At 59.2% G+C, this 21827-nt stretch carries 16 protein-coding genes; 13 read left to right on the top strand and 3 right to left on the bottom strand.

The window, feature by feature from the left end; translation table 11 throughout:
* Nucleotides 1-573: IS481 family transposase (locus tag L6R21_23855; GenBank protein MCK6562247.1), on the top strand; the 573-nt coding region annotated here is incomplete at its 5' end.
* Nucleotides 574-695: 122 nt separating this feature from the next.
* On the opposite strand, the gene L6R21_23850 is transcribed toward L6R21_23855, so the two are convergent.
* Both L6R21_23850 and L6R21_23845 read right to left on the bottom strand, forming a co-directional pair.
* Nucleotides 696-1067, bottom strand: coding sequence for a type II toxin-antitoxin system PemK/MazF family toxin (locus L6R21_23850; protein MCK6562246.1), 372 nt, complete (start codon nt 1065-1067; stop codon nt 696-698).
* A complete protein-coding gene (locus L6R21_23845; GenBank protein ID MCK6562245.1) occupies nt 1064-1342 on the bottom strand; it encodes a hypothetical protein in 279 nt (92 codons plus the stop codon). The genes L6R21_23850 and L6R21_23845 overlap by 4 nt, the downstream gene beginning before the upstream one ends.
* 299 nt (nt 1343-1641) lie before the next feature.
* Here L6R21_23845 and L6R21_23840 point away from each other — a divergent pair, with 299 nt between their 5' ends.
* Nucleotides 1642-2520, top strand: coding sequence for an SWIM zinc finger family protein (locus L6R21_23840; GenBank protein ID MCK6562244.1), 879 nt, complete (start codon nt 1642-1644; stop codon nt 2518-2520).
* Nucleotides 2521-3023: 503 nt separating this feature from the next.
* Nucleotides 3024-3566, top strand: coding sequence for a DinB family protein (locus L6R21_23835; GenBank protein ID MCK6562243.1), 543 nt, complete (start codon nt 3024-3026; stop codon nt 3564-3566).
* A 152-nt stretch (nt 3567-3718) separates the two neighbouring features.
* On the opposite strand, the gene L6R21_23830 is transcribed toward L6R21_23835, so the two are convergent.
* A complete protein-coding gene (locus L6R21_23830; protein ID MCK6562242.1) occupies nt 3719-4060 on the bottom strand; it encodes a hypothetical protein in 342 nt (113 codons plus the stop codon).
* Here L6R21_23830 and L6R21_23825 point away from each other — a divergent pair.
* The 10 genes from L6R21_23825 to L6R21_23780 all read left to right on the top strand — a co-directional run bounded on the left by L6R21_23825 (nt 4059) and on the right by L6R21_23780 (nt 21724).
* Complete coding sequence (locus tag L6R21_23825; protein MCK6562241.1) at nt 4059-6020, top strand: redoxin domain-containing protein; 1962 nt, start codon at nt 4059-4061, stop codon at nt 6018-6020. The two genes, L6R21_23830 and L6R21_23825, sit on opposite strands and share 2 nt — an antisense overlap.
* Before the next feature lie 91 nt (nt 6021-6111).
* A complete protein-coding gene (locus L6R21_23820; GenBank protein MCK6562240.1) occupies nt 6112-9348 on the top strand; it encodes a DEAD/DEAH box helicase in 3237 nt (1078 codons plus the stop codon).
* Nucleotides 9349-9570: 222 nt separating this feature from the next.
* Nucleotides 9571-9915 carry an RNA-binding protein gene (locus L6R21_23815; GenBank protein MCK6562239.1) on the top strand — a complete coding sequence of 115 codons (345 nt, stop codon included), beginning with the start codon at nt 9571-9573 and terminating at the stop codon, nt 9913-9915.
* Between the two features lie 95 nt (nt 9916-10010).
* Nucleotides 10011-11192: a 4-phosphoerythronate dehydrogenase gene (locus L6R21_23810; GenBank protein ID MCK6562238.1), complete on the top strand. Its 1182-nt coding sequence runs from the start codon at nt 10011-10013 to the stop codon at nt 11190-11192.
* A 785-nt stretch (nt 11193-11977) separates the two neighbouring features.
* Complete coding sequence (locus tag L6R21_23805; GenBank protein ID MCK6562237.1) at nt 11978-13333, top strand: outer membrane protein transport protein; 1356 nt, start codon at nt 11978-11980, stop codon at nt 13331-13333.
* A gap of 147 nt (nt 13334-13480) precedes the next feature.
* The gene (locus L6R21_23800) at nt 13481-16273 is read left to right on the top strand and encodes a TonB-dependent receptor (GenBank protein ID MCK6562236.1); all 2793 of its coding nucleotides are present in this window, start codon (nt 13481-13483) and stop codon (nt 16271-16273) included.
* 65 nt (nt 16274-16338) lie between these two features.
* Nucleotides 16339-18309, top strand: coding sequence for a hypothetical protein (locus L6R21_23795; protein MCK6562235.1), 1971 nt, complete (start codon nt 16339-16341; stop codon nt 18307-18309).
* Nucleotides 18310-18320: 11 nt separating this feature from the next.
* The gene (locus L6R21_23790; protein MCK6562234.1) at nt 18321-19310 is read left to right on the top strand and encodes a PorV/PorQ family protein; all 990 of its coding nucleotides are present in this window, start codon (nt 18321-18323) and stop codon (nt 19308-19310) included.
* An 89-nt stretch (nt 19311-19399) separates the two neighbouring features.
* Nucleotides 19400-20512, top strand: a complete 1113-nt coding sequence (locus tag L6R21_23785; GenBank protein ID MCK6562233.1) for an ethylbenzene dehydrogenase-related protein — start codon at nt 19400-19402, stop codon at nt 20510-20512.
* A gap of 3 nt (nt 20513-20515) precedes the next feature.
* The gene (locus tag L6R21_23780; GenBank protein ID MCK6562232.1) at nt 20516-21724 is read left to right on the top strand and encodes a hypothetical protein; all 1209 of its coding nucleotides are present in this window, start codon (nt 20516-20518) and stop codon (nt 21722-21724) included.
* Nucleotides 21725-21827: the final 103 nt, after the last annotated feature.

Genomic DNA, 21827 nt, shown 5'->3' with positions numbered 1-21827 from the left:
GGAATGCCGAAACATCAGCAAGTCGACAACGAGATGGTTTTCTACGGCAGCCCGGCACATCCGCATGGCATGGGCTGTTTGATTCGGTTGTGCCTGCTCTATAACATTGAGCTCTGGTTCATTCCCAAAGGCGAGCCGTGGCGTAATGGTGTGGTAGAAAAATTCAATGACCATTACCAGCAAAAGTTTCTCGACCGCGTTGAGATGGCAGATGAAACCGCGTTGCGTGAGCAATCGCGATTCTTTGAACAGGAGCACAATCGGCGTTATCGGTACAGCAAGCTTCATGGACGAACACCTCTTGAAACCTTGGCCTTAACGAAAAAACGCTTACACTTTCCGCCAGAAGAGCTGGCGCCGCGACATCCGTTGCAGAAACCAGAAAACGGCAAATATCATCTGGTTCGTTTCGTTCGGAGCGATTGCATCCTCGACGTGTTTGGAGAGAAATTTCACGTCGCGCCCGAAGCGATTTACGAATACGTTGTCGCAACGATTGACGTCAAAGAACAAAAACTCAAACTCCATTTGGATCAACAACAATTCGACGAGTTTGACTATAAACTTTTTTGATCGAATTCCCCAGGGGTGGTAACTCCAGTCGCCCTACGGGCTCCTTCCGTTACCACCCCTGGGGAGAGTGTCCACGATGTCCTGGCACCAAAACTTGTCAACGATGTCTTGGCACTTGAGAATTAAAGAGTAGGGGCTTTCTCATTTCCCAATGTTTCATCAAGTTGAAGCGCTATGCGCAATTTCAAGTTGATTTCATGCATCAAACTCTGCGAAGCTTCGCCGATTTCGCCATTGATGATGCTTTTCTCAACCGTGCAAAGTTTGCGAAGGCGGATGGCAGAATCTTTTTTGAGACCGGTTGCGGCAAAATCCGGATGGGAAGTTTCAACAAGCAAATCGGTGGGGTGTGTGGCCTTTTTCGCCTGGGAAGTGATAAAGGCGACAATCACTTCATTCTCATCGGTGGACGAGACAATCACCGCCGGACGGCGCTTGGCCGTCGTCAGATCGCTAAAGGGAAAAGGCGTGAGCACAATCGTTCCGCGTTTCATCGATAGCGCACTTTCAAATCCTCGTCGCTGTAAATGTCTTCCTCGGGATCAGCGAGAAAGTCGAATGCGCCGCCAGCCTCAGCCAGTCTGGCGATTTCGGCCGCGGGAACGTCATCATAAGATGCGCTGGTGAAACGTTGCCACTCCGTGCCGTCGTCATCCAACAGCAGGATCACACGGGCCCTTTTTAGCTGCGGCAGGATTCTCTGGATCTCCGCAGGAATCATCAATTCGCCGCGATCGGAGGTTTCAAGTTTGAATTCGTAAGCTTGCATATTTGAATCACCTCGATTTTCATTGCTGACAAAACTTTACTCAAGTTAACGAACTGCGCAAAATATATGAAAGGATTCCTCAAAAACAATCAATAAATTCGCGCCCTATCGCGCGTGGCTAGTGCAACTTTTTCAGGCTTTGAAGATTGAAGCAGGTAGGGATGCAATATTTGTGGCATTGCAAGAATTGCGCGAGAAGTTCAAAGCGGCGGCAGCCAGGAGTGATGATTGTTGAGCAATCGGTCACAATTGTTCAGCAAGCAGTTTATTGTTTACCGAGCACAAAACAAGGAGGCTCCATGCCCTACTGGGATTATTTTTGGCGGTATCCCCGTTCCGTTGCCAAGCCGGTCAAAGACGGCATCAAACCCAAAAGCCGCGGCGGCAGCATCGGCAAAACTTGGTGGTCGCAACGGTGGATTGGGGTCTTGGAGTCATTTCACATGGGCGCGCGGCTCGGGCGGGGGCGCAGCTATGCACGGCGTGGGCAAGTGATGTCGATCGATGTGCAGGAAGGTTTGGTCACCGCAAAGGTGCAAGGCTCGCAGCGAACGCCGTACAAAATCAAAATCGCGCTCAAACCACTCTCGCAAAAGGACTGGAATAAAGTGACGGAAGCCATGGCGGAGCAGGCGATTTTCGTGGCGAAGCTGCTGGCCGGAGAAATGCCGCAAAACATCGAAGAAGCTTTCGAAGCCGCCAAGGTGCCGCTGTTTCCCAAATCATCCCGCGAGCTGGAGACGGATTGTTCCTGTCCGGATTGGGCGAATCCCTGTAAGCACATTGCGGCGGTGTACTATATTCTGGCCGATCAGTTCGACGATGATCCTTTTTTGATTTTCAAATTGCGCGGCAAGAGCAAAGAGCAGCTTATCAACGAGCTACGCGAAAAGCGCGCCGGCACTGCCGAAGAAACGGCTGCGGTGGATGAAATCGAGCTTGGCGCGAAATTTCCAACGGCGCCGCTGGAAGAGTGTCTCGGAACATTTTGGGAAGCCGGCGCAGAACTGGCCGCTTTCTCAGCTAATCCGGTTTTGCCGGAGGTGGAGTTTGCCGTGTTGAAAAGGCTGGGGCAATCCCCGTTTGCCGTCAAGAACAAGAACATTACGATTCTGTTGGAAAAGGCTTACGCAACGGCCAGCCGCGCTGCGCTGAAGACGGCCGCAATTGATCGGTAAAGCCTGCGCGGGAAAGATTCCCAAGGGCATGTCGGAAGATTGCAGCCGGGTCATGCAAGCGCGAATCGCGCCATGCACGTTCTTTTCAAAGCAGAGCACGGCTCAACGGCTATTGGACACTGCCCGGCCTCCGGCATTACCGCTTTTGAACGAAACCCGCGGGCCACAAGTCGGTATGGCTGGCGGTGGTGGCCCATCGCGAGCTTGCTGTTGTGCCGTTCCGCGCGGCCAGGGCGAGGTTACGACAACGCCGGCTTCGTCCCCACACCAGAATGAATCGCGGCAGAGTGACCCGACTTCTCCAGCAACAAGATCAATGCAGCACGCCGGCAACGCGACCATGAAAGCCCGACTGGCGGCCATTCTTCTTCCTGGGTTTTGCACACAAATCCGGCCGCAGAATTCCGCCTGGCCTTCCTGCCGCAGAGATTTTCACATGAATTTCTCTGCGCGACTTCCGGTTCTTCGCGATTCACTTTTCACCAAACCAAGAAAGGCGATAGATGAAGTCCGCTCCCGAGATCGCGCGGCCAACGGCCTCTGAGTATTCGCCATACTACGACCGATATATCTCGCTGGTGCCTGCCGGCGACGTGCTGCAGCATTTGAGCGCGCAGATCAACTCCACTCTGGCGGTGTTGCGCGGCATTTCCGAGGCACAGTCGCTGCGGCGCTATGCGCCGGGCAAATGGAGCATCAAAGAAGTGCTCGGCCACGTTTGCGACTCGGAGCGCGTCATGAGCTATCGCGCGTTGTGCCTCAGTCGCGGCGATCAGACTCCTCTGCCCGGCTTCGAGCAGGATGACTATGTCAAGGCTGCCAACTTCGATGCCCGCGCCTGGGCGGATTTGATCGGTGAGTTTGAAATCATTCGCGCGGCGACCGTGTCATTGTTTCGCGGTTTTGAAACGGCGGCAACGGAACGCCTCGGCACGGCCAACGACACCGCGGTCAGCGTGCGCGCACTCGCGTATATCATCGCGGGACACGAGCGCCATCACCTCAAGGTGATCCAGGAACGCTATTTGCCGTTGCTGCAGAGTTGAACTCTTCCACCGGCTCCGGAGTGGTTTTGATTTCTCCCACTGCAGGCACGCGTTGCTGGAGTCACCATGGGGAGACGACGTATGATGGCAATGCCGCCACGCCGGCCGGCAGGAGAGGGCGATGCCCCACGCGTTGCAGGGGAGGTGTCGAATCAGGCCGACTCTGGCAAGCGGCAGGCATTATTTTCGCAATCTGCGCGAGAGCGTGTGCCTCGACCGCAACGGGAGGAATTGAGCAGGGTGGGTATGGCGGCAAGATCATGCACTAATCGCGCGAAACATTCAACCAAGATGAGCTGCCAAGCGGCACGCCCGGTGGGCTGCCGCTTTTTCATTTCAACAAAAACAATCCCTTTTGCCGATTCGCACGCAACCCTTTTTGACGGAATTCTTGCTTGTATCTCTGCGGCAATTTGCCTATTTTCCGCCACTTGCTCAGCAGCAGAGAGTTTCAGGCAAAACTGCGCAAGCCGAACCGAAAGCTCGATCCTCATGACCCCAATTCGCTCTGAAGCCGACCGCCTGGCGTTACATTCCCAAATCCGTGAGAAAATCCGCGAAGTTCGCACCAAAGTGAAAATCAAAGCGCCGGAGTTTCCCGCGGAGGCGCCCTGGTTGAACACCGGCCGGCCGCTCGCGCTCGCTGAGCTGCGCGGCAAAATCGTGCTGCTGGACTTCTGGACCTACTGCTGCATCAACTGCCTGCACGTGATTCCGGATCTGAAATATCTCGAGGAGAAATACGCCGGCCGTCCGTTCGTGGTCATCGGTGTGCATTCGGCGAAATTTCACAACGAGAGGGAAACGGCGCACATTCGCCAGGCGATTCTGCGCTATGAGGTCGAGCATCCGGTGGTGGTGGATCAGGATTACAAGATCTGGCAGGCCTACACCGTGCGGGCCTGGCCGACGCTCGTCATGATTGATCCGACCGGCTACTTGCTCGGTGTTTTTTCCGGTGAGGGCAATCGCGAGATTTTGGACAACTACATCGAAGTCGGCCTGGCAGTCTTTCAGGAAGAGGGAAAGCTGGACAACTCGCCGCTGCCGCTGGTGCTGGAGCAGCCCGACCGGCCGGAGGCCCTGTTGAATTTTCCCGGCAAGATCATTGCCGAGGCGCGCACGCAGCGTTTGGTGATCGCGGATTCCGGCCATCATCGTCTCATTGTGTGCAGCCCGGACGGCACGATTCAAGAGATCATCGGCAGCGGTTTGGCGGGCAATGCCGACGGCGATTTCGAGACCGCCCATTTCTTCCATCCGCAGGGTCTGGCGTGGCATGGGGAAGATTTGATTGTCTGCGACACCGACAATCATTTGCTTCGCCGGGTAGACTTTGGCGCGCGCAGCGTGACGACCATTGCCGGCACCGGCGAGCAAGGCGGCTACGGCCAGCGCGGTGGTGCCGGCCGTAAGATTGCGCTTAATTCGCCGTGGGATATTTTCATTTACGGCGACACCGGCTACCTCGCGATGGCTGGCCCGCACCAGATCTGGTCCATCGATCTGAAGACGAACCGACTGGAGCCGTTTGCGGGCAGCGGCCATGAAGCCCGCCGTGACGGCGAGCGCCTGAATGCCGCGTTTGCGCAGCCCAGCGGCATCACCGGTGAAGTGATTGGCAGGCAATTGCTGCGCTTGTTTATTGCCGACAGTGAAATCTCCGCCGTGCGCCAGATCGATCTGCGCACCGACAAGGTCGGCACGCTGGTGGGCGGCGATCTGTTTCAATTCGGCGATCATGACGGCAGCGACGACAACGTGCGGCTGCAGCATCCGCTGGGCGTATGCTTCCACGACGGCAAGGTGTTGCTCGCCGACACTTACAATCACAAGATTAAAGTGCTGGATCCGAATTTGCGCCTCTGCAAAACCCTGGCGGGCGACGGCAAGCCCGGTTTGGAGAACGGCGCGGCCGCCCGCTTCTGCGAGCCGTCGGGTCTGGCGGTGTTGCAGGGCAGGCTTTACGTGGCCGACACCAACAATCATGCGGTGCGAGTGGTGGATCTGCACACGAAAACCACGGCGACGCTGCGGCTCAAACCGCAAGCCTTGCCGGTGGCGGATCATCTGGTGGTGATGGGCACGCCGGTGCAACGGTTGCCCGAGCAAAACCTGCAGCCGGGTGAGGCAACGCTGCAAATCCGGATCGATTTGCCCCCGGCGAGTGTGTTCAATGAAGGTTCGCCGCTGCAGATTTTGGCGCGCAGCCGCAACCAGGCCCTGCGCCTGCGCACCGCCGGCGTGACACTGGCGCAGCCGCAGGCGGAGGTGGCGCTGCCGCTGCAGGTTTCTGCAAGCGGCGAGGTGGCGGCACTGCGTGTGGAGTTGGTGTACTATTTCTGCGATCACGCCAGTAACCTCTGCATGATGCGGCAGGCGGTTTACGAAATGCCGGTCCGCATCTCCAGCAGCGGCGGCCGCCAATTGTTGATTTCCGATTCGCCGGCATGAGGAGCGCTGCCACCTCGAGGTGACTGCGGCTGCACACCCGGGCCGGGCCTGGACCGCAAGCAAGACAGAGACGATCTCTTATTTCAGCTTGATGCAAATCAAAAACGGTGAAATACTCGGATTGGCCAGTCAAGAGGCTTACCGGCGCGGCAGGCGCTGGTATGAATCCGGACGCGTGAGTTTGCTGGAGACGGACGACGACTTTTTCTCCGCCCGGGTGAATGATTTCCCGGCCCAGCTCGTCTCGATCCAGCGCAATGACAACCAGTTCGTCACGAGTTGCACCTGCTCGTATCCCACGACTTGCGGGCATGTGGTGGCGGCGTTGCTGCAGGCGCGAGACTACTATGCCTCTCCAGACTATGTGAGTCAATCAGAAAAGAAATCCAACGGCAACGGCAAGCTGACGGCTGCGCCGGAGTCCAAAAGCTGGCGTGAGGTGATCACCAACGTTCATCATCCCGGCAAGAACGCGGCGCCGTTGCACCTGGCGCCGGCAACCGAACGCAAGGGCTGGGGCGTTTACTTCACCTTGAGCTTGCGGCCGCAGGAATGGCAGATCATTCCGTATCGCAGCCGCCGGCGCAAAGACGGGTCCTATGGCGCGGCCTATCCCACTTCCATTCATGAGCAGCCGTATTACCGCGTGAACTGCACGCAGCGCGAAAATCTGGCGCTGATGATGCTGGACAACTATGGCGAAAAGAAGTACATCGCGCCGCAATACCCCTTCAACAGCTACAACGATCGGCTGGGCTACAGCCTGGGCTACGGCGCGGAAATCGGCATGCTGTTCGACTTGCTGCGCGACAGCGAGTTCTTCTGGCAGGATGACCTCGAGCGCGTCCGGCCGCTGCAAGTGGAAGCCACGCCCAGCCGCTTTCAGATTCGTCTGGAGAATGTGGAGAACGGCATCCTGCTGCGCCCCGAGCTCATTCGCAACCATGAAATCCTGGTGATTGGCCCGCGCACGCGGTTGTTGAGCACGCAGCCCGCGTGGGTGGTGCACGAAGACGAGCTGATCAAGCTGGAGGGCAATCCGCCGCGCGAGTTTCTGCTTTCGCTCGCGGGCAGCAGCGCGGAGTTGCGCGTGCCGCAGTCCGAGCTGGGCGAGTTCTTTGCCTCCATTGAGCGCGTTCCCGGACTGCTCCCGCATTTTGTGCTGCCGCAATCGGAAAACATCCCGGTGATCGACGACTTCACCGAGAAAAGCCTGCATCTGAGTGAACAGTATGACAACCTGCTGGTGCGCCTGGCTTTCGTTTATGGCGGCAAGGAAGTGGAATGCCAGATGCCGGAAGAGGCGATGGCCGCGGACGCAGGTGCGGAACTGTTGTTGCATCACGGCGAGGGCCTGAATTTCCTGCGCGTGCGCCGCAATCACCCGGCGGAAATGGAGGCTCGCGAAGCGCTGGTCGCCTCCGGCGCGCGGCAAAGCACCACGGGCGAGTTCGTGCTGCGTGAAAGCCGGGCGCTGGACTGGCTGTTGTTCGAGCTGCCCAAGCTGATCGCGCAAGGGTTCGTGGTCTACGGGGAAGGCCGCCTCAAACAATTTCGCGTGAACCGCGCGCAACCGCAGTTGCGCATGGCGGTCAATACCGAAATCGACTGGTTCGATTGCCGCCTCGGCATCGATTTCAACGGCATTGCGCTTTCGCTGAAGGAACTGCGCAAATCGCTGGTGCATCAAACCCGCTACGTCAAGCTGAGCGACGGTAGCACGGCCCTGTTGCCGGAGGACTGGCAGCAGCGCCTGGCGCACATGTTCAACCTCGGTGAAATCGAGAGCGACCGGGTCAAGGTCTCACGCCATCATCTCACACTCATCGATGCTCTGCTCGAGGAGGCGGACAGCAGGGAAACCGACGAGACCTATCGGGAAAGCCTGGAGCGGCTGCGCAATTTCAAGGGCATCCAATCGCAACCGCTGCCCAAGCGCTTCCGCGGCACGCTGCGCCTGTATCAGAAACGCGGCCTGGACTGGCTCTACTTCCTGCAGGAATTCCGCTTCGGCGGCTGTCTGGCGGACGACATGGGTTTGGGCAAAACCATCCAGGCGCTCGCCCTGCTGCAAAGCGAGAAGAACCGCGGCATCACCACGCCGAGCTTGATCGTGTGCCCAACCTCGGCGCTGTTCAACTGGCAAAACGAGCTGGAGCGCTTCACGCCCGCGCTGCAGGTTTTGACCCACGCCGGCATGGACCGCCGCCGCGCCAAGAATTTCGACGGCTATGACGTGGTGCTGATGAGTTACGGCATTCTGCGCCGTGACATCGAGTTTCTGCAAAACGTCCGGTTTCATTATGCCATTCTCGATGAATCACAGCACATCAAGAATCCGCTGTCACAGACTGCCAAGGCCGCGCGCATCCTGCAGGCCGGCCACCGCCTGGTGCTCACTGGCACGCCGGTAGAGAACAACACGCAGGAGTTGTGGAGCCAGTTCAATTTTCTCAATCCCGGCCTGCTCGGCAGTTTGAATTATTTCCGCAACGCGTTTGCCCGGCCGATCGAGCGCGAGCGCGATCATACCGCGGCCGGCCTGCTGCGCCGGATGATCTTCCCCTTCATTCTGCGCCGCACCAAGCAGGAGGTGGCGCAGGAACTGCCCGCCAAGGTCGAAAATCTTTTCTACTGCGACATGCTGCCGGAGCAGCGCAAGCTCTACGAGCGCTGGCGCGATTACTATCGCGCGCACGTGATGCACCAGATCGATTTGCAGGGGCTGGAGCGTTCGCGCATGTACGTGTTGGAGGGGCTGGTGCGGTTGCGGCAGATTTGCTGCCATCCATCGCTGATCGACCAGCAGGTGGCGCCGGTGTCGGGCAAGTTCGACGCGCTCAATGACCTGCTGGAAAACATTTTGGCCGAGGATCATAAAGTCTTGGTGTTTTCCCAATTTGTGCGTATGTTGCGGATCATCTGCCGCCGGCTCGACGAACAGGGCATTCCCTACGCCTATCTTGACGGCCACACGCGTGACCGCCAGGCGCAGGTCGACCGGTTTCAGAATGACCCCAAGACGCGGGTGTTTCTCATCAGCCTCAAGGCCGGTGGTTTCAGCCTGAATTTGACGGCGGCGGATTATGTGATTTTGTATGACCCGTGGTGGAATCCTGCGGCAGAGGCGCAGGCGATCGACCGCACGCACCGCATCGGCCAGGAGAAGAATGTGTTCGCTTACAAGCTCATTGTGCGCAATTCGGTCGAAGAGAAGATTCTGCAGTTGCAGGAACGGAAACGAGCCATTGTCGCGGATTTGATCACGACCGATGCCGGTTTGTTCAAGCAACTGAGCGCCGAGGATATCGAAGTTCTGTTTAGCTAAGAAACGTTGCGGCTGCCGGGCTGCTTGTGAATTGATGAGCCGGCGGCCGTTGCACCGCATGCCGCAACGAGATCTAACCCACTCCCGCTCATCAGTTCGTCCCGACCTGTTTCGCGGGTCAGTTGCACCGACGCGTCGCGATGTAACCCGAGAATGCGGGCTGATTCATCCACTCGCCTCCGCAGACGAGTGGCGACCTATTAATCTATGGAGTCTGGTACCGTGAACATCTACGTAGGCAACATCGCACGGTCGGTGACGGAAGATGAGCTTCGCGATGCTTTTGCAGCGCATGGCGAGGTGACTTCGGTGACGCTAATCAAGGACAAGTTTACCGGAGAGCCCCGCGGCTTCGCCTTTGTCGAGATGCCCTCGAAGGCGCAGGCCATGGCGGCGATGAAGGAGATGGACGGCAAGGAATTGCAGGGCCGCTCCTTGATTGTGAACGAAGCCCGTCCCAAGACCGACAAGCGCAGCGGCGGTGGCGGTGGTGGCCGGGGCACGGGCGGTGGCCGCGGTGGTCGTGGCGGTGGTGGCGGCCGGGGCGGCTTCGGCGGCCGGTTCTAATCACCTTGATTTCTCGCCAACTCGAAGGTTGCTCTGCTTTGGCCGCAGGGCTTGCACTGACCGGCACTTGAAGGCATCCTTCACGCGCATCTGTCATGCTCCAGATCGTTGCTGACGAGAACATTCCTTTTGTCCAGCCCGCATTCGAGACGCTGGGCACGGTTCGTCTCCTGTCCGGCCGGGCCATTACGGCTGCGGTTCTGCAGGAGGCGGACCTGCTGTTGGTGCGCTCGATCACGCCGGTCAATGCCGGCTTGTTGCACGGCACGCCGGTGAAGTTCGTGGCCACGGCGACTATTGGCGCGGACCACGTCGATAGCGAATACCTGCAGCAGCGGAACATACCATTCGCCACGGCTGCCGGCTGCAACGCCAACGCCGTTGCGGAATATGTTTGCTGCGCATTGCTGCATTGGGCCGTGCAGCGGGAGCTTGCGCTCACGCGGCTGACCATCGGCATTGTCGGTGTCGGCAATGTCGGCTCCCGGGTCGCTGAAAAGGCGCGCGCGCTGGGCTTGCGAGTTTTGCTCAACGACCCACCGCGCGCCCGTGCCGAAAAAAAATCTGCTGAGTCTGCCACCCCTGCCTTTCTTCCCCTCGGCGAATTGCTGCAAGCGGATATTCTCACTCTGCACACGCCGTTGACGCACAACGGTCCTGATCCCACCTTTCATCTCATCAATGAGAAAATTCTGCGGCAAATGCGGCCCCCTGGCCTGCTGATCAACACCGCGCGCGGGCCGGTGGTTGACAATCGCGCTCTTAAAGAGAGTCTGCGGCGCGGCCGGCTTGCCGGCGCGATCCTCGATGTTTGGGAGGGTGAGCCGCAGATTGATGCGGAATTGGTGAGGCGCACGACGCTGGCCACGCCGCACATTGCCGGATATTCCTTCGAAGGCAAGCTGCGCGCCACGCTGATGATCTATGAAGCTGCCTGTCGCTTCCTCGGAGTGACTCCGGCCTGGAACGCGGCGCCTTTTGTGCCACCGGTCACTGCGCCCCGCATTGAAACGGCAGAAGCAGCGCAGTCCACCGTCGAACGCCAACTGCAGGCCGTCGTTCGCCGGGCGTATGATATCCGCGCAGATGATGCCCGCCTGCGCCAGGGCTTTGCCGACCCGCATGCCACACCGGACGAGCAGGGCCGCTGGTTCGACAAACTGCGCCACGACTACAACTATCGCCGGGAGTTTGCCAACTATCGCGTGGCCGCGGGCGGCAGGGCCCCCGCGACGCTGGAAAAACTGCGGGGAATCGGCTTCACCGTCGCGGATTAAGCGGGTGATTTCGACTTGCCTGGAACGAGGTGTCGTTCCGGTTGAGTGAAATCGTTGCTTTGGAAGCAAATGCATCTTTCCAACCGATCGAAACAACCCAGTCAATTGGGAAGCTTGTCCATGTTGCCACGACACTCGAAGTTTTCGGAACCTCGGCTCAGCCAGGATTTGAGCATTTTCGCACAAGCTCTGGGTATGAAGCATGGTGAAACGACCGGGCAGGGCGACGGGAGGCAAGAGGAGAGGTGGCAGGGATCGCGCAAAAGCTTTGAGTTGCACAGAGATTTGTCTTGACAATGCGGGCAAATTTTGCTATAAACACGCCACGCGAAAAGCAAGGCTGTGCGATTTTACTCAGTGCAGTTTCCCCGCCTCGTTTGCAGTTGCAGGACGCATAGAAATTCCGATCCATAAATTCTGATGGCAGCAGCCTGTTCGTTGCAGCGCCGTTGCGAGCAAAGGCTCTTTCTTAGCCAAAATGCAGTTGGGTGAGGAGCATGTTTCGCCCGCGCCGGTGTAATACCGTTTTCAGATTTTTCAGCTTGCAACGCTGTGCCGCTTTTTCTGCAGCAAAACAAAAAAGGCTACCGACGGACCGCCAAGTCAAGCGTCGATAGCCTCAAGTTCTGCGAAAACGAAGCCGCCTTTTGGATTCGCCCCGCTTCCTTTTTATGCTGCAATGAAGGAAGCCGGGCGTTACGCCAGGCTTTTTCGTTTCCGCTGGTAAGACGAACTGCCCACAGAAAAGGTTGCAACGAATTTTGACTTTCTTTTGGGAAGTTTCTATGGACAAAATCAAATTACCAGTCCTGCTGTGCATTTTGATGCCGCTCCTGCCGTGGCGCGTGCTGGCACAGTTCGAAGACCCCGACAATGCGTTCGGCATCGTCTCGCAGCGATTCTTTGCCCGCTCACGTGACCGGCAATTCGAGCTGAACTTCCGTCGGGCGGGTGCAGCGGCCCTGGGAATGGGTGGCGCCTACGCCGCCAGTTCCCGTTCTTTGGATGCCATGGTCTGGAATCCCGCCGGCTTGACGCAATTGTCCGGCCTCGACCTCTCTTTCAATGGCAGTTTCAATCTCAACGGCCAGGAGGTTGGCGTGCAATCTCTTGCCGGCCGCAAAGTCGTATCGGAGATTGATCCCCGGCTGCTGCCCACGTTTGCCGGCGCAGCCTATTCCTTCAGTTTGGGCGAGCGCCGGGTGACGGCAGGTGCGGCCTATCATCGCATGAGCCCGCTGGCGCAAAAGACTACCGACACCTTCTATGTCTATCCCGCCGGCACGTACGCCGAGGTGGAAATCCCTTCCGGCAGCCTCTACGCCTTGACGCCTGCGCTGGCCGTCGACCTGCTGCCGCAGCTCAGCCTGGGTGCCAGCTTTCATGTGCTTGATGGTTTTTCGAAGTACAAACTCGAGCTCAAGTCCACGTTTCTCGATGAAACAGTCTTCTATGCCTTTGGCGACGAGGAATCGTACTCCGGCTCGTTTGCGACCGTCGGCATGCAAGCCCGGCCGACCGCATGGCTGGCACTGGGCGCCACGTTCACGCCCGGCTGGCAGTTCAAGATTGCGGAGCAGCGCGAATTCGTGTATTTCAATACCGGCGGCCTCAACACCGGCGAACCCGGCGAAACCTTTGACACACCGGCCAACCAGCTCAACGAGTTTAAACTGGATATTCCTCTGTTTTACACCCTGGGCATCGCCCTCAAGCCGAAGCCGCGGTTGACGCTGGCGTTTGATTATGAAGCCAAACCCTGGGCCGATGCCCAGGTCTCCATTGACGGCGTGAAGCAGGATGCCGGCCTGCTCGACGGCAACGCGATTCACCTGGGGCTGGAATATCTCGCGGCCACGCGTTGGGCCGAGTTTCCTCTGCGTCTCGGATTCTACACCGATCCCAGCCCTTACAAGGATCGCTACTTCCAGGGGCGCTACTTGGGCGAGCAAATTCAAGCCGACGTGATGACCTTCGGCATTGGCCTGCGCAAAGCTTCCTGGAGTGTGGAGGCGGCCTTCGAACGCGGCAGGCGGGAGATGGAATGGTGGCTCGACTCCGGCGATTTTTACAACGACCGGCCTTCCACCACCGAGCAGAGATTCAACGAAATTACCTTTGCAATCAGCTACGGTTTTTGATTTGTGAAAGAGTGAGGCTGGCTTGACGCCCGCGGCCGGCAACGCGGATCAAGAGACTGCCTGCGCGAGCGGGCGGACGAGGCCGCTGCCCGCCCCCGGATTTTTCGCATGCGTCGCAAATCGCTCCAAGAGAGTGGAGGTTGAGCAATGAAACAAATCATGCGCACGCTTACCGCCGTTACGCTGGTGTTGCTGTCGTCTGGCAGTTTGCTTCTTGCCGGAACCACCGGCAAGATTGCCGGCCGCATCCTCGACAAGCAGACCGGCGAGCACCTGGCCGGCGCCAGCGTCATGATCGTCGGCACGACCATGGGCGCCGCGGCCGATCGCAGCGGTTACTACTTCATTCTGCAGGTCCCGCCCGGCACCTATTCCGTCCGCGCCACCGTGATCGGTTTCGAATCGTTGACCGTGACCAAAGTGAAAGTGGCAGCCGACCTGACCACCAAAGTCGATTTCTCGCTTCTGCCGACCGTGTTGGAAATCAGCGAAGGCATGACCGTGGTGGCTGACCGGCCGATCATCGAGAAGGACGTAACCTTCAGTTCGCATCGCCTGAATTCGGAGCGGATCGCGAACATGCCGACGGTCGCGGATGTGCGCGATTTGGTCGCGCGCCAGCCGGGCGTGGTGGGCGAAGGCCTGCACATCAACGTGCGCGGCGGCCGCACCGGCGAAATGTTGTACGTGGTCGACGGCGTGTCTTCGCGCGACCCGCATTTCAACCAGGCCACCCGCACCACCGCGGAGCAAGTCGGCGAGTTCACTTCCAATCCGGTGGATGAGTTGACCGCGCGCAGCGGCGGCTTGTCGGTTCCGGCCAACGCGATTTCGGAGGTGGAAGTCATCACCGGCGGTTTCAATGCCGAATACGGCAACGCCATGTCGGGCATCGTCAACGTCGTCACCAAAGAGGGCGGCGCGCGGCACACCGGCCGTTTGATGTATCTGACCGACGATTTCGGCACCGGCAGTTTCAAAACCCCCTACGGTGACGGCACGCAACTGCGGACCTACTCGCACAACACCGACCGCCTCGAACTCAGCTTCGGTGGGCCGGAGCCGCTCACCACGCACCTCTTGCCGCGCCTGGGAATCAAATTGCCGGTGCAGGAAATCACCTACTTCGTTGCCGGCTCGGGCAACTTCACCGATCTCACCTCGCCGTTCGATCTCGCCTACTATGCGCCCACCGGCGAGGACCGCTCCGCAGAAACCCGCGAGCTGAACCTGCTGGGCCTGAATCTGCTGCGCCTCGGTCTGCCCAATCGCATGGACAACCGCTACAATTCCCTCACGAATTTGAGCGTGCGTTTCTCCCCGCGCATGAAGCTGACCTACAGCTATCAAACCGATCGCAGCTATTACGACGAGTACAATCACGCCTTCTCCCGTATTCCGGAGAATTTCTGGCAGCGCGACGAGCGTTCCTTCGGCCATTCGCTGAAATGGACGCACACGTTGAGCGACAAGACGTTCTATGATCTCGTGCTGAGTTATTCCGACCAGGACTACCTGCTCACGCCCGGCGGCCTGTTGCCGCCGGAGGTGCGCCAGCTTTACCTCGATCTCGGCAGCGTCACTGTGCGCGATGATGATCAGGATGGTTTCTACGAAGCCGGCTTCCCGGCGCGCGGCACCTACCACCATCGCCACACCAAAACGTCGTCCATGAAAATGGACTTGACCAGCCAGTTGCACCGCCGCCACCAGCTCAAAACCGGCTTCGAGCTGGCCTACTACGACATGTTCCTGGGCGAGATCAAGTATCCCTATCGCTACAACGAGCGCTGGGATCCGGCAACCGGCGGTACGCCCATCGACGACGGACCGTGGCCGGCATTGGGCGCCTTCCGCGATTTCTACACGCGCACGCCCGCCAATGCCGCGTTTTATGTGCAGGACAAAATCGAATACGAAAGCCTGATCGTCAATGTTGGCATGCGCTGGGACCTGTGGACGCCGGGCACGCAGGTGGAAGACAAAGTGGATGAAGGCACCGATCTCTTCGGCCGCAAAGTCAAAATCACCTTCAATCCCCGCCTCGGCATTTCACACCCGGTGACCGACAAGGACATTCTCTATTTTCAATTCGGCCGCTTCACCCAGCAGGTGGATTATCAATTCCTGTTTATTCAGGATACGCAATCCTCCGGCGCGCTGCAGTTGCTCGGCAATCCCAATCTCGGCTCGGAAGAGACCACACAGTATGAGCTGGGTGTCAAGCATGCCTTCGGCGACGAAGTGCGGTTGGGCGCGACCGCCTTTTTCAAAGACTACAACGGCCTGCTCAACACCGAAACCCGCGGCCGGGATCCCTTCACCTACAGCGTCTACATCAACCGCGATTTCGGCAGCGCGCGCGGCCTGGAGTTCTCGCTGGAGAAACGCTACAGCCACTTCACCTCCGGCTTCATCAACTACACTTTGGCCTATGCCACCGGCAAGAGCTCGAGCTATCGCCAGGGTTACGACTTCGGCGCGCGCGGCCAGCCCATCCCCATTCGCGAGTGGCCGCTGGATTGGGACGTGCGGCATTCGCTCAACGTCAACTTCGATTTCCGGGTGAACTCGGGCGCGCGGCCGTCCTTCTTCGGCGTGCGCCTGCCGGCCGACATGGGTGTGAACATGGTTTGGCGCTTTGAGTCGGGCAAGCCTTATACGCCCTCCGGCCGCTCCAGCGATCAATTTACCACCCGCAACTCGGCGCGCCTGCCTTATCGCACTTGGGTCGATGTGCGCGCGAACAAAGATTTCCGCTACTGGGGCTTGAAAACCTCGGTGCTGCTCGAAGTGAAAAACCTCACCAACCGCCGCAACGCCCGCGCGATCTACGAAGAAACCGGCCAGGTGCTGGCCTTCTACCGGCCGCAGGATTTGAACCCCTCGGCGTTCACGCCCGGCCGCAATATTCTCATGGGTCTGGCATTCGAATGGTAAGACCATCCACTCATCGATCCACCGGCAGGGGTGGCACGGCCGGTGGCGCAAGAAGGAATGTTGATATGAAAAAGACTCTCCTGTTGACGTTGCTGTTGAGTGTGGCTGCCGGGCTGGCCTTCGCCGGTGATAAAGCCCGGCATGAGGCTGCCCAGCGCGGCCGGCAGTCGGCGCCGGCCAAGAGCATGGCGCTGCCGCCATTCACCCAAACCAAGGCCCATCAGGTGGGCAACATCTGGCTGTCGGTCACCAATTTCGGCGAGTTCGGCTCGCGCGGCAAACGGCCGAGCTGCGAATTCCCCGCCAACTCGAACATCGAGTATCTCTTCGTCGGCTCGATTTGGATCGGCGCTTTGGTCGATAAACCGGAGGGCGGCCTGGACACGCTGGTTTCCTTCGGCTTCGACGGCTGGCAATCATGGAACGAACTGTTCCCCGGCTTCTCTGAGTCGGACTCGATTCTCGAATTCACCAACCGCCCAGGTGCGCCCAACTTCAGTCCTGATGCCATTTCCGAGCAGGACTTCGTTGCGGTGTACACCGACACCAATACCGCTTTTGCCTGGGAAGGCCATCAGAAGCCGCTGGGCATCAAGGTCACGCAGAAGAGTTATGCCTGGAGCTATTCCTACGCGGAGGATTTTGTCATCTTCGATTATCTGATCGAGAACATCTCCCGCTCGCTTGGCCGGCCGCGCACCCTCAAGAAGCTTTACATGGGCGTTTACATTGACGGCGATTGCGGCTTGACGACTCTCCCCAATTACTATGCCGATGACATCACCGGCTTTTTGCGGGTGAATGATGATGGTGACACCGTCAACGTCGCGTGGATCAAGGACAATGACGGCGACAACGGCGCGACCCCGGGCGTGACCGGTGTGCGCGTGCTCTTCCCGGATCCCAAAACCATTTCCTACAACTGGTGGGATCCGCCCACGGACTGGGGCCCCACCAATCCCAACAATCCGTTCGATTATTCCGGCCACCCGGACACGGATGCCAAGAAGTATCGCATCATGTCGAATGGCGAGATCGATCCCGATCAAACGCAGTCGAATCCGCCGCCGGGCATTGATCCCTCCGGCATGGACACGCGCTACTTTCTCTCCTTCGGTCCGTTCGAGGTGCCGCCGGACAGCACGCTCAAGCTCACGCTGGCTTACCTGGGCGGCACGCCGGAAGGCGAAAACGACGAGTTCGATGATTTGGGCATCAACGCCCGCTGGGCGCGCGACGTGTATGACAATCCGCCGGCTGATGGCATCCCGGATTTTTCCGGGCCACCGCCGCCGCCCGCGCCCAACATGGAAATCATTCCCAGCGACAAAACCGTCACTATTCGCTGGGACAATTCGGCCGAAAGCACGGTCGATCGCTTCAGCCGGGTGCAGGACTTTCAGGGCTATCGCATCTACCGCAGCCGCAGCGGCGTGTTGAATGAGATGGAAATGCTGGGCGAATATGATCAAGTCGACGGCTTCGGCTATGATTTCGGCTACAGCGCGCTGAATCCCGCCACTGATGCCGCCACCGGCAAAGTGTGGTACACCTACGTGGATCGCGGCCTCACCAACGGTGAGTTTCTGTACTACGCGGTAACGGCGTTCGACAGCGGCTACGGGCCGACCGGCCTGGAATCGCTGGAAAGCAGCCCGGTCATCAATCTGAAAAAAGTGGCGCCTTCCGCCGGACCGGACGGCACGCGAGCCCTCAGCGAAGTGCTGGTGGTGCCCAATCCCTACCGTCTGAGTGAAAGTTATTCGGAGATCGGCTGGGAGCGCGGCACCGCCGACACCGACCGGCGCATCGACTTCACCAACTTGCCGCCGCAGTGCACCATTCGCATCTATTCGCTCGCGGGGGATTTGCTGGCCACGCTCGAGCACGATTATCCCGGCCGCAGCGCGATCAAGCACAGCGAATCGTGGAACATGGTGACGCGCAACATCCAGGCGATCGCGAGCGGCGTGTATCTCTTTTCCGTCACCTCGGCGCAAGGCACGTATGTCGGCAAATTTGCGGTCATCTACTAAGGGAGCTTGTCATGGTTGCGAAGAAAATCGTTCTGCTCATGTGCGCCGCACTCCTGCCGGCGGCCGCCGTGCTGGCGCAGGATCGTGACCTCGAGCTGCGCGACACCGCCGGCCGCGGCAAGGTGGGCACCACCGGCATGCAGTTTCTCAAAATCGGCGTGGGCGCCCGCGCCGTCGGCATGGCAGAGTCCTTTGTGGCGCTGGCCAATGATGCCAGCGCGATCTACTACAATCCCGCTGGCCTCACCGCTCTCGACCAAAAAGCGGTGCTGCTGAGCCACGTGGAATGGCCGGCGGACATCAACTACGAGTTTGGCGCGGCTATTCTGCCGGTGGCGGGGGTGGGCGTGCTGGGCGTGCAGATCGGCATGCTTTCCACCGGCGACATGAAAGTCACCCTGCCCTATCAGGGCTGGACCGGCGGTTATTTCAACGCCAGCGACTGGATGGTGGGCGCCACCTTTGCGCGCCGGCTGACCAACCGCTTTTCCTTCGGCGGCACCGTGAAGTACATCCGCGAATATCTCGGCAGCGCCGGGGTGAGCACCATGGCGCTCGATCTCGGCACGTTGTTCGACATCGGCGTGCGCGGCATGAAATTCGGGATGAACATCAGCAATTTCGGGCCGGACGCCAAATACTTCCGCGAGCAATTTTCCCTGCCCATCGATTTCCGTCTCGGCGCGATGATGGACCTCCATCGCAACGAGTCCAACAGCTTGGTTGTCACCGTGCAGGGCAACCATCCCAATGACAACATCGAACAGCTCGCGTTGGGATTGGAGTACAACCTGAAAGAGCTGGTCGCGTTGCGCGCCGGCTATCGCACCAACCTGGAGCTGGAAAAACTCGACAAAGTCGATGAGCCGTTCGAAGGCTTCTCGTTTGGCGCCGGCGCCGCCTTCGGGCTTTCCGGCGTGCGCGGCCGCCTCGATTATGCCTATTCTGACTTTGGCTTTCTCGAAACGGCGCAGCGCTTTACCCTTGCCCTGGAGTTCTAACTATCACCGGTGTGCTGCAGCGGCGCCGCCCGGCAGCGAGAACAGCCCGGCGCCCCGCCGCAGCAGGAAGAAAACTCGGAGTTACCGCCATGTCGGCGTTCCGCAAATTTTGGTTCGTCATGAGCTGGCCGTTGGGGATGGCGGCCTTGTTCCTGGGTTGCGGCAGCGGGGAATTGCCCACCGCGGTGCAGCAACCGCAGGAACTTTACGCCCCCTTTGTCAAGCAAGGCCCGGTGCTCGATGGCCGCGGTCTCGATGAAGTCTGGCAAAAGTCCACCGGCTATCGTGTTTTTCTCGATGCCAAAACCGGCGGAGTAAATCTGCCGGCGGAGGGTTTGTTGATCGAGTTCAAAGCGCTGTGGTGGCAGGAAACTCAAATCGACACGGCCCGGCAGGACACGCTGGACGTGGCGTACGTCGGCTTTCTGGCAACCTGGCCGGATGCCAGCAAGAGTCTGAGCCGCAAGACTTGGACTTTCAATCCCGCTGACTCGCGCTGGTCACGTAATGAGCAAGGTTCCGACTGGCTGTTGCTGTATTGGTATGGTCTGACTAAAGACACGGATATTTGGCTGTGGGATGCCGCCGCCACCAATCCCATGGGCTACTTTCAGGACATGACCGTCGAGGGCTTCCAAAGCGGCCGCACCTTCGAGCCTTACTTGGTGCGCGTGGATGGTTTGAATTTCTACAACGACACCGCCACCAACCGCAACACCTGGGATGAGAACTACGACGACAACCGCACGCCGCGCGATCAGAGTGACGACCGGCCCCGCTCTGCCTGGAAAACCGATCCCGCCGCGACCCCGCCCCGCCTGCCGCCGGTTTACTCTGACGCCGGTGAGAACGTGTCCTTCCTCCTGGAGACCGAGGCCGCGACGCTGGCCACCAGCGCTTATGCCGCGCCCAAAGCTGCGGTGACCGTGCCCGGCCACGTGCTGCAAACGCCGAGCGGAGGATCGGCCGACATCCGTTGCTTTGGCCGCCACGAAAACGGCCGCTGGACGCTCGAATTCGTGCGCAAGGCCACCGGCACCGAAGTCAGCGACATTCCCTTCAACCCCAAGGCGCGCTTCTTCTCGCAAGTCTTTTCGGTGGTGCTGGGCAACGAGGCCCTGATGCCTTTTGAAGAGGGCGCCACGGCCTTCAACATCAACAACACCGTGCAACTGACGTTTCAGTTCGTGTTCGAGGAATAAACCATGCTGCGAATGCTGCGCTCGATTTTCTCCGCCGGCGCGCTGGCGGCACTCGCGGGCCTGCTGCTGTCCTGCAACAACCAGCCGACGGAGCAGGGCATGCTCGGCAGCAGCCAGCCGCCGGAAACCGCCTTCGCGCCCACGCCGCTCGACGGCTCACAAAACAACTCCTTCAAGCTGCGGCTGGAATGGCACGGCAATGATGCCGACGGCATCATTCAAGGGTATGAATACCGCGTGGCCGGCCCCCTGTTCGACAACACCTGGCAATTCACCAAATCGTTTTTTGTGAATTTCAAATTCCGCGACGGCTGGTACACCGTGGAGGTGCGCGCGGTGGACAACACCGGCACCATGGATCCCACGCCCGCGCGCTTGCGCTTGCACGTCGCCGGCCCGACGTTCGATCGCGGCATCCTGCTGCTGGATGATGACCCCAACGGCAGCCTCGAGCAGGCGTCGGATGCCTTTTATGATTCGCTCATGATCGCCGCCGGCTATCGCAATTACACGTTTTGGGACTATCAAGTCCGCTTCGCGACGCGCAAGCCGCCGTTCGTGACCATGCCCAGCGATACCGACGCCACCGGCGCGCCGAGCCTCGGGTTGGGCGCGTTCTCCACCATCATCTGGTGCACCAACCCCGCCGGCAATTTGGGTTTGAATGAACGGCTGGTGCAGGACTATTTGGACATGGGCGGCAATCTCTGGATCGCAGGCACGGATCCGCTGCAATCACTCTCGGGCAAATCGCCCACCGGCCTCGATCTGGCGCCGAACAGCACGGGCTACAAATACTTCCACGTGCTGCGCGCCAAGGCAGCGGACCTCAATGTCGATTGGCTGCTGGGCGCCGACGACCGCTTCCCGGATTTGGCGACCAGCTACCAGGTGCCGCGCACCACCATTTTCCAATACCTCAAGGGCATGGTCAATCAAGTCATTCCACAGCCGGACACCCGGACCGTTTACCGCTTCAGCGAAAACTACTTTCGTGATGCCAGCCGCGCGATCGATGTAAACAGTGAAGAGTTTGCCGGCACACCGTGCGCGATTCTCTATTCCGGCAGCACCTACAAAGCCGCCTTGTTCGGCTTCCCGTTGGTTGCGGCGGCGCGGGTTGGCTCTGCCACCGTGAATCTCGTCAACACCAGGGCGCTGGCGCAGACCGTCGCGCACATTTTGGCCAACGAGTTCGGCGAGCCGCGCTGAAAGCGAAATTCTCCCATGCCAACAAGTCGTGCGCCGATGCAGACCGCCAAAGGATGGCAACAATTCATTGCGAGAATGCTTTTTCCACTGCCGGATCGTTTTC

The sequence above is a fragment of the bacterium genome (assembly GCA_023150945.1).
Lineage (GTDB): Bacteria > Zhuqueibacterota > Zhuqueibacteria > Zhuqueibacterales > Zhuqueibacteraceae > Coneutiohabitans.
The sequence above is the reverse complement of the archived record's forward strand: the minus strand, read 5'-3'. Positions and strand labels throughout refer to the sequence as shown.

Bases quoted from the DNA above. Each gene is read 5' to 3' on its own strand.
- L6R21_23810 (MCK6562238.1), top strand. From the start codon at position 10,011: ATGCTCCAGATCGTTGCTGACGAGAACATTCCTTTTGTCCAGCCCGCA.
- L6R21_23845 (MCK6562245.1), bottom strand. From the start codon at position 1,342: ATGCAAGCTTACGAATTCAAACTTGAAACCTCCGATCGCGGCGAATTG.
- L6R21_23790 (MCK6562234.1), top strand. From the start codon at position 18,321: ATGGTTGCGAAGAAAATCGTTCTGCTCATGTGCGCCGCACTCCTGCCG.
- L6R21_23825 (MCK6562241.1), top strand. From the start codon at position 4,059: ATGACCCCAATTCGCTCTGAAGCCGACCGCCTGGCGTTACATTCCCAA.
- L6R21_23820 (MCK6562240.1), top strand. From the start codon at position 6,112: ATGCAAATCAAAAACGGTGAAATACTCGGATTGGCCAGTCAAGAGGCT.
- L6R21_23850 (MCK6562246.1), bottom strand. From the start codon at position 1,067: ATGAAACGCGGAACGATTGTGCTCACGCCTTTTCCCTTTAGCGATCTG.
- L6R21_23780 (MCK6562232.1), top strand. From the start codon at position 20,516: ATGCTGCGAATGCTGCGCTCGATTTTCTCCGCCGGCGCGCTGGCGGCA.
- L6R21_23795 (MCK6562235.1), top strand. From the start codon at position 16,339: ATGAAAAAGACTCTCCTGTTGACGTTGCTGTTGAGTGTGGCTGCCGGG.
- L6R21_23835 (MCK6562243.1), top strand. From the start codon at position 3,024: ATGAAGTCCGCTCCCGAGATCGCGCGGCCAACGGCCTCTGAGTATTCG.
- L6R21_23840 (MCK6562244.1), top strand. From the start codon at position 1,642: ATGCCCTACTGGGATTATTTTTGGCGGTATCCCCGTTCCGTTGCCAAG.
- L6R21_23785 (MCK6562233.1), top strand. From the start codon at position 19,400: ATGTCGGCGTTCCGCAAATTTTGGTTCGTCATGAGCTGGCCGTTGGGG.
- L6R21_23800 (MCK6562236.1), top strand. From the start codon at position 13,481: ATGAAACAAATCATGCGCACGCTTACCGCCGTTACGCTGGTGTTGCTG.
- L6R21_23830 (MCK6562242.1), bottom strand. From the start codon at position 4,060: ATGAGGATCGAGCTTTCGGTTCGGCTTGCGCAGTTTTGCCTGAAACTC.
- L6R21_23805 (MCK6562237.1), top strand. From the start codon at position 11,978: ATGGACAAAATCAAATTACCAGTCCTGCTGTGCATTTTGATGCCGCTC.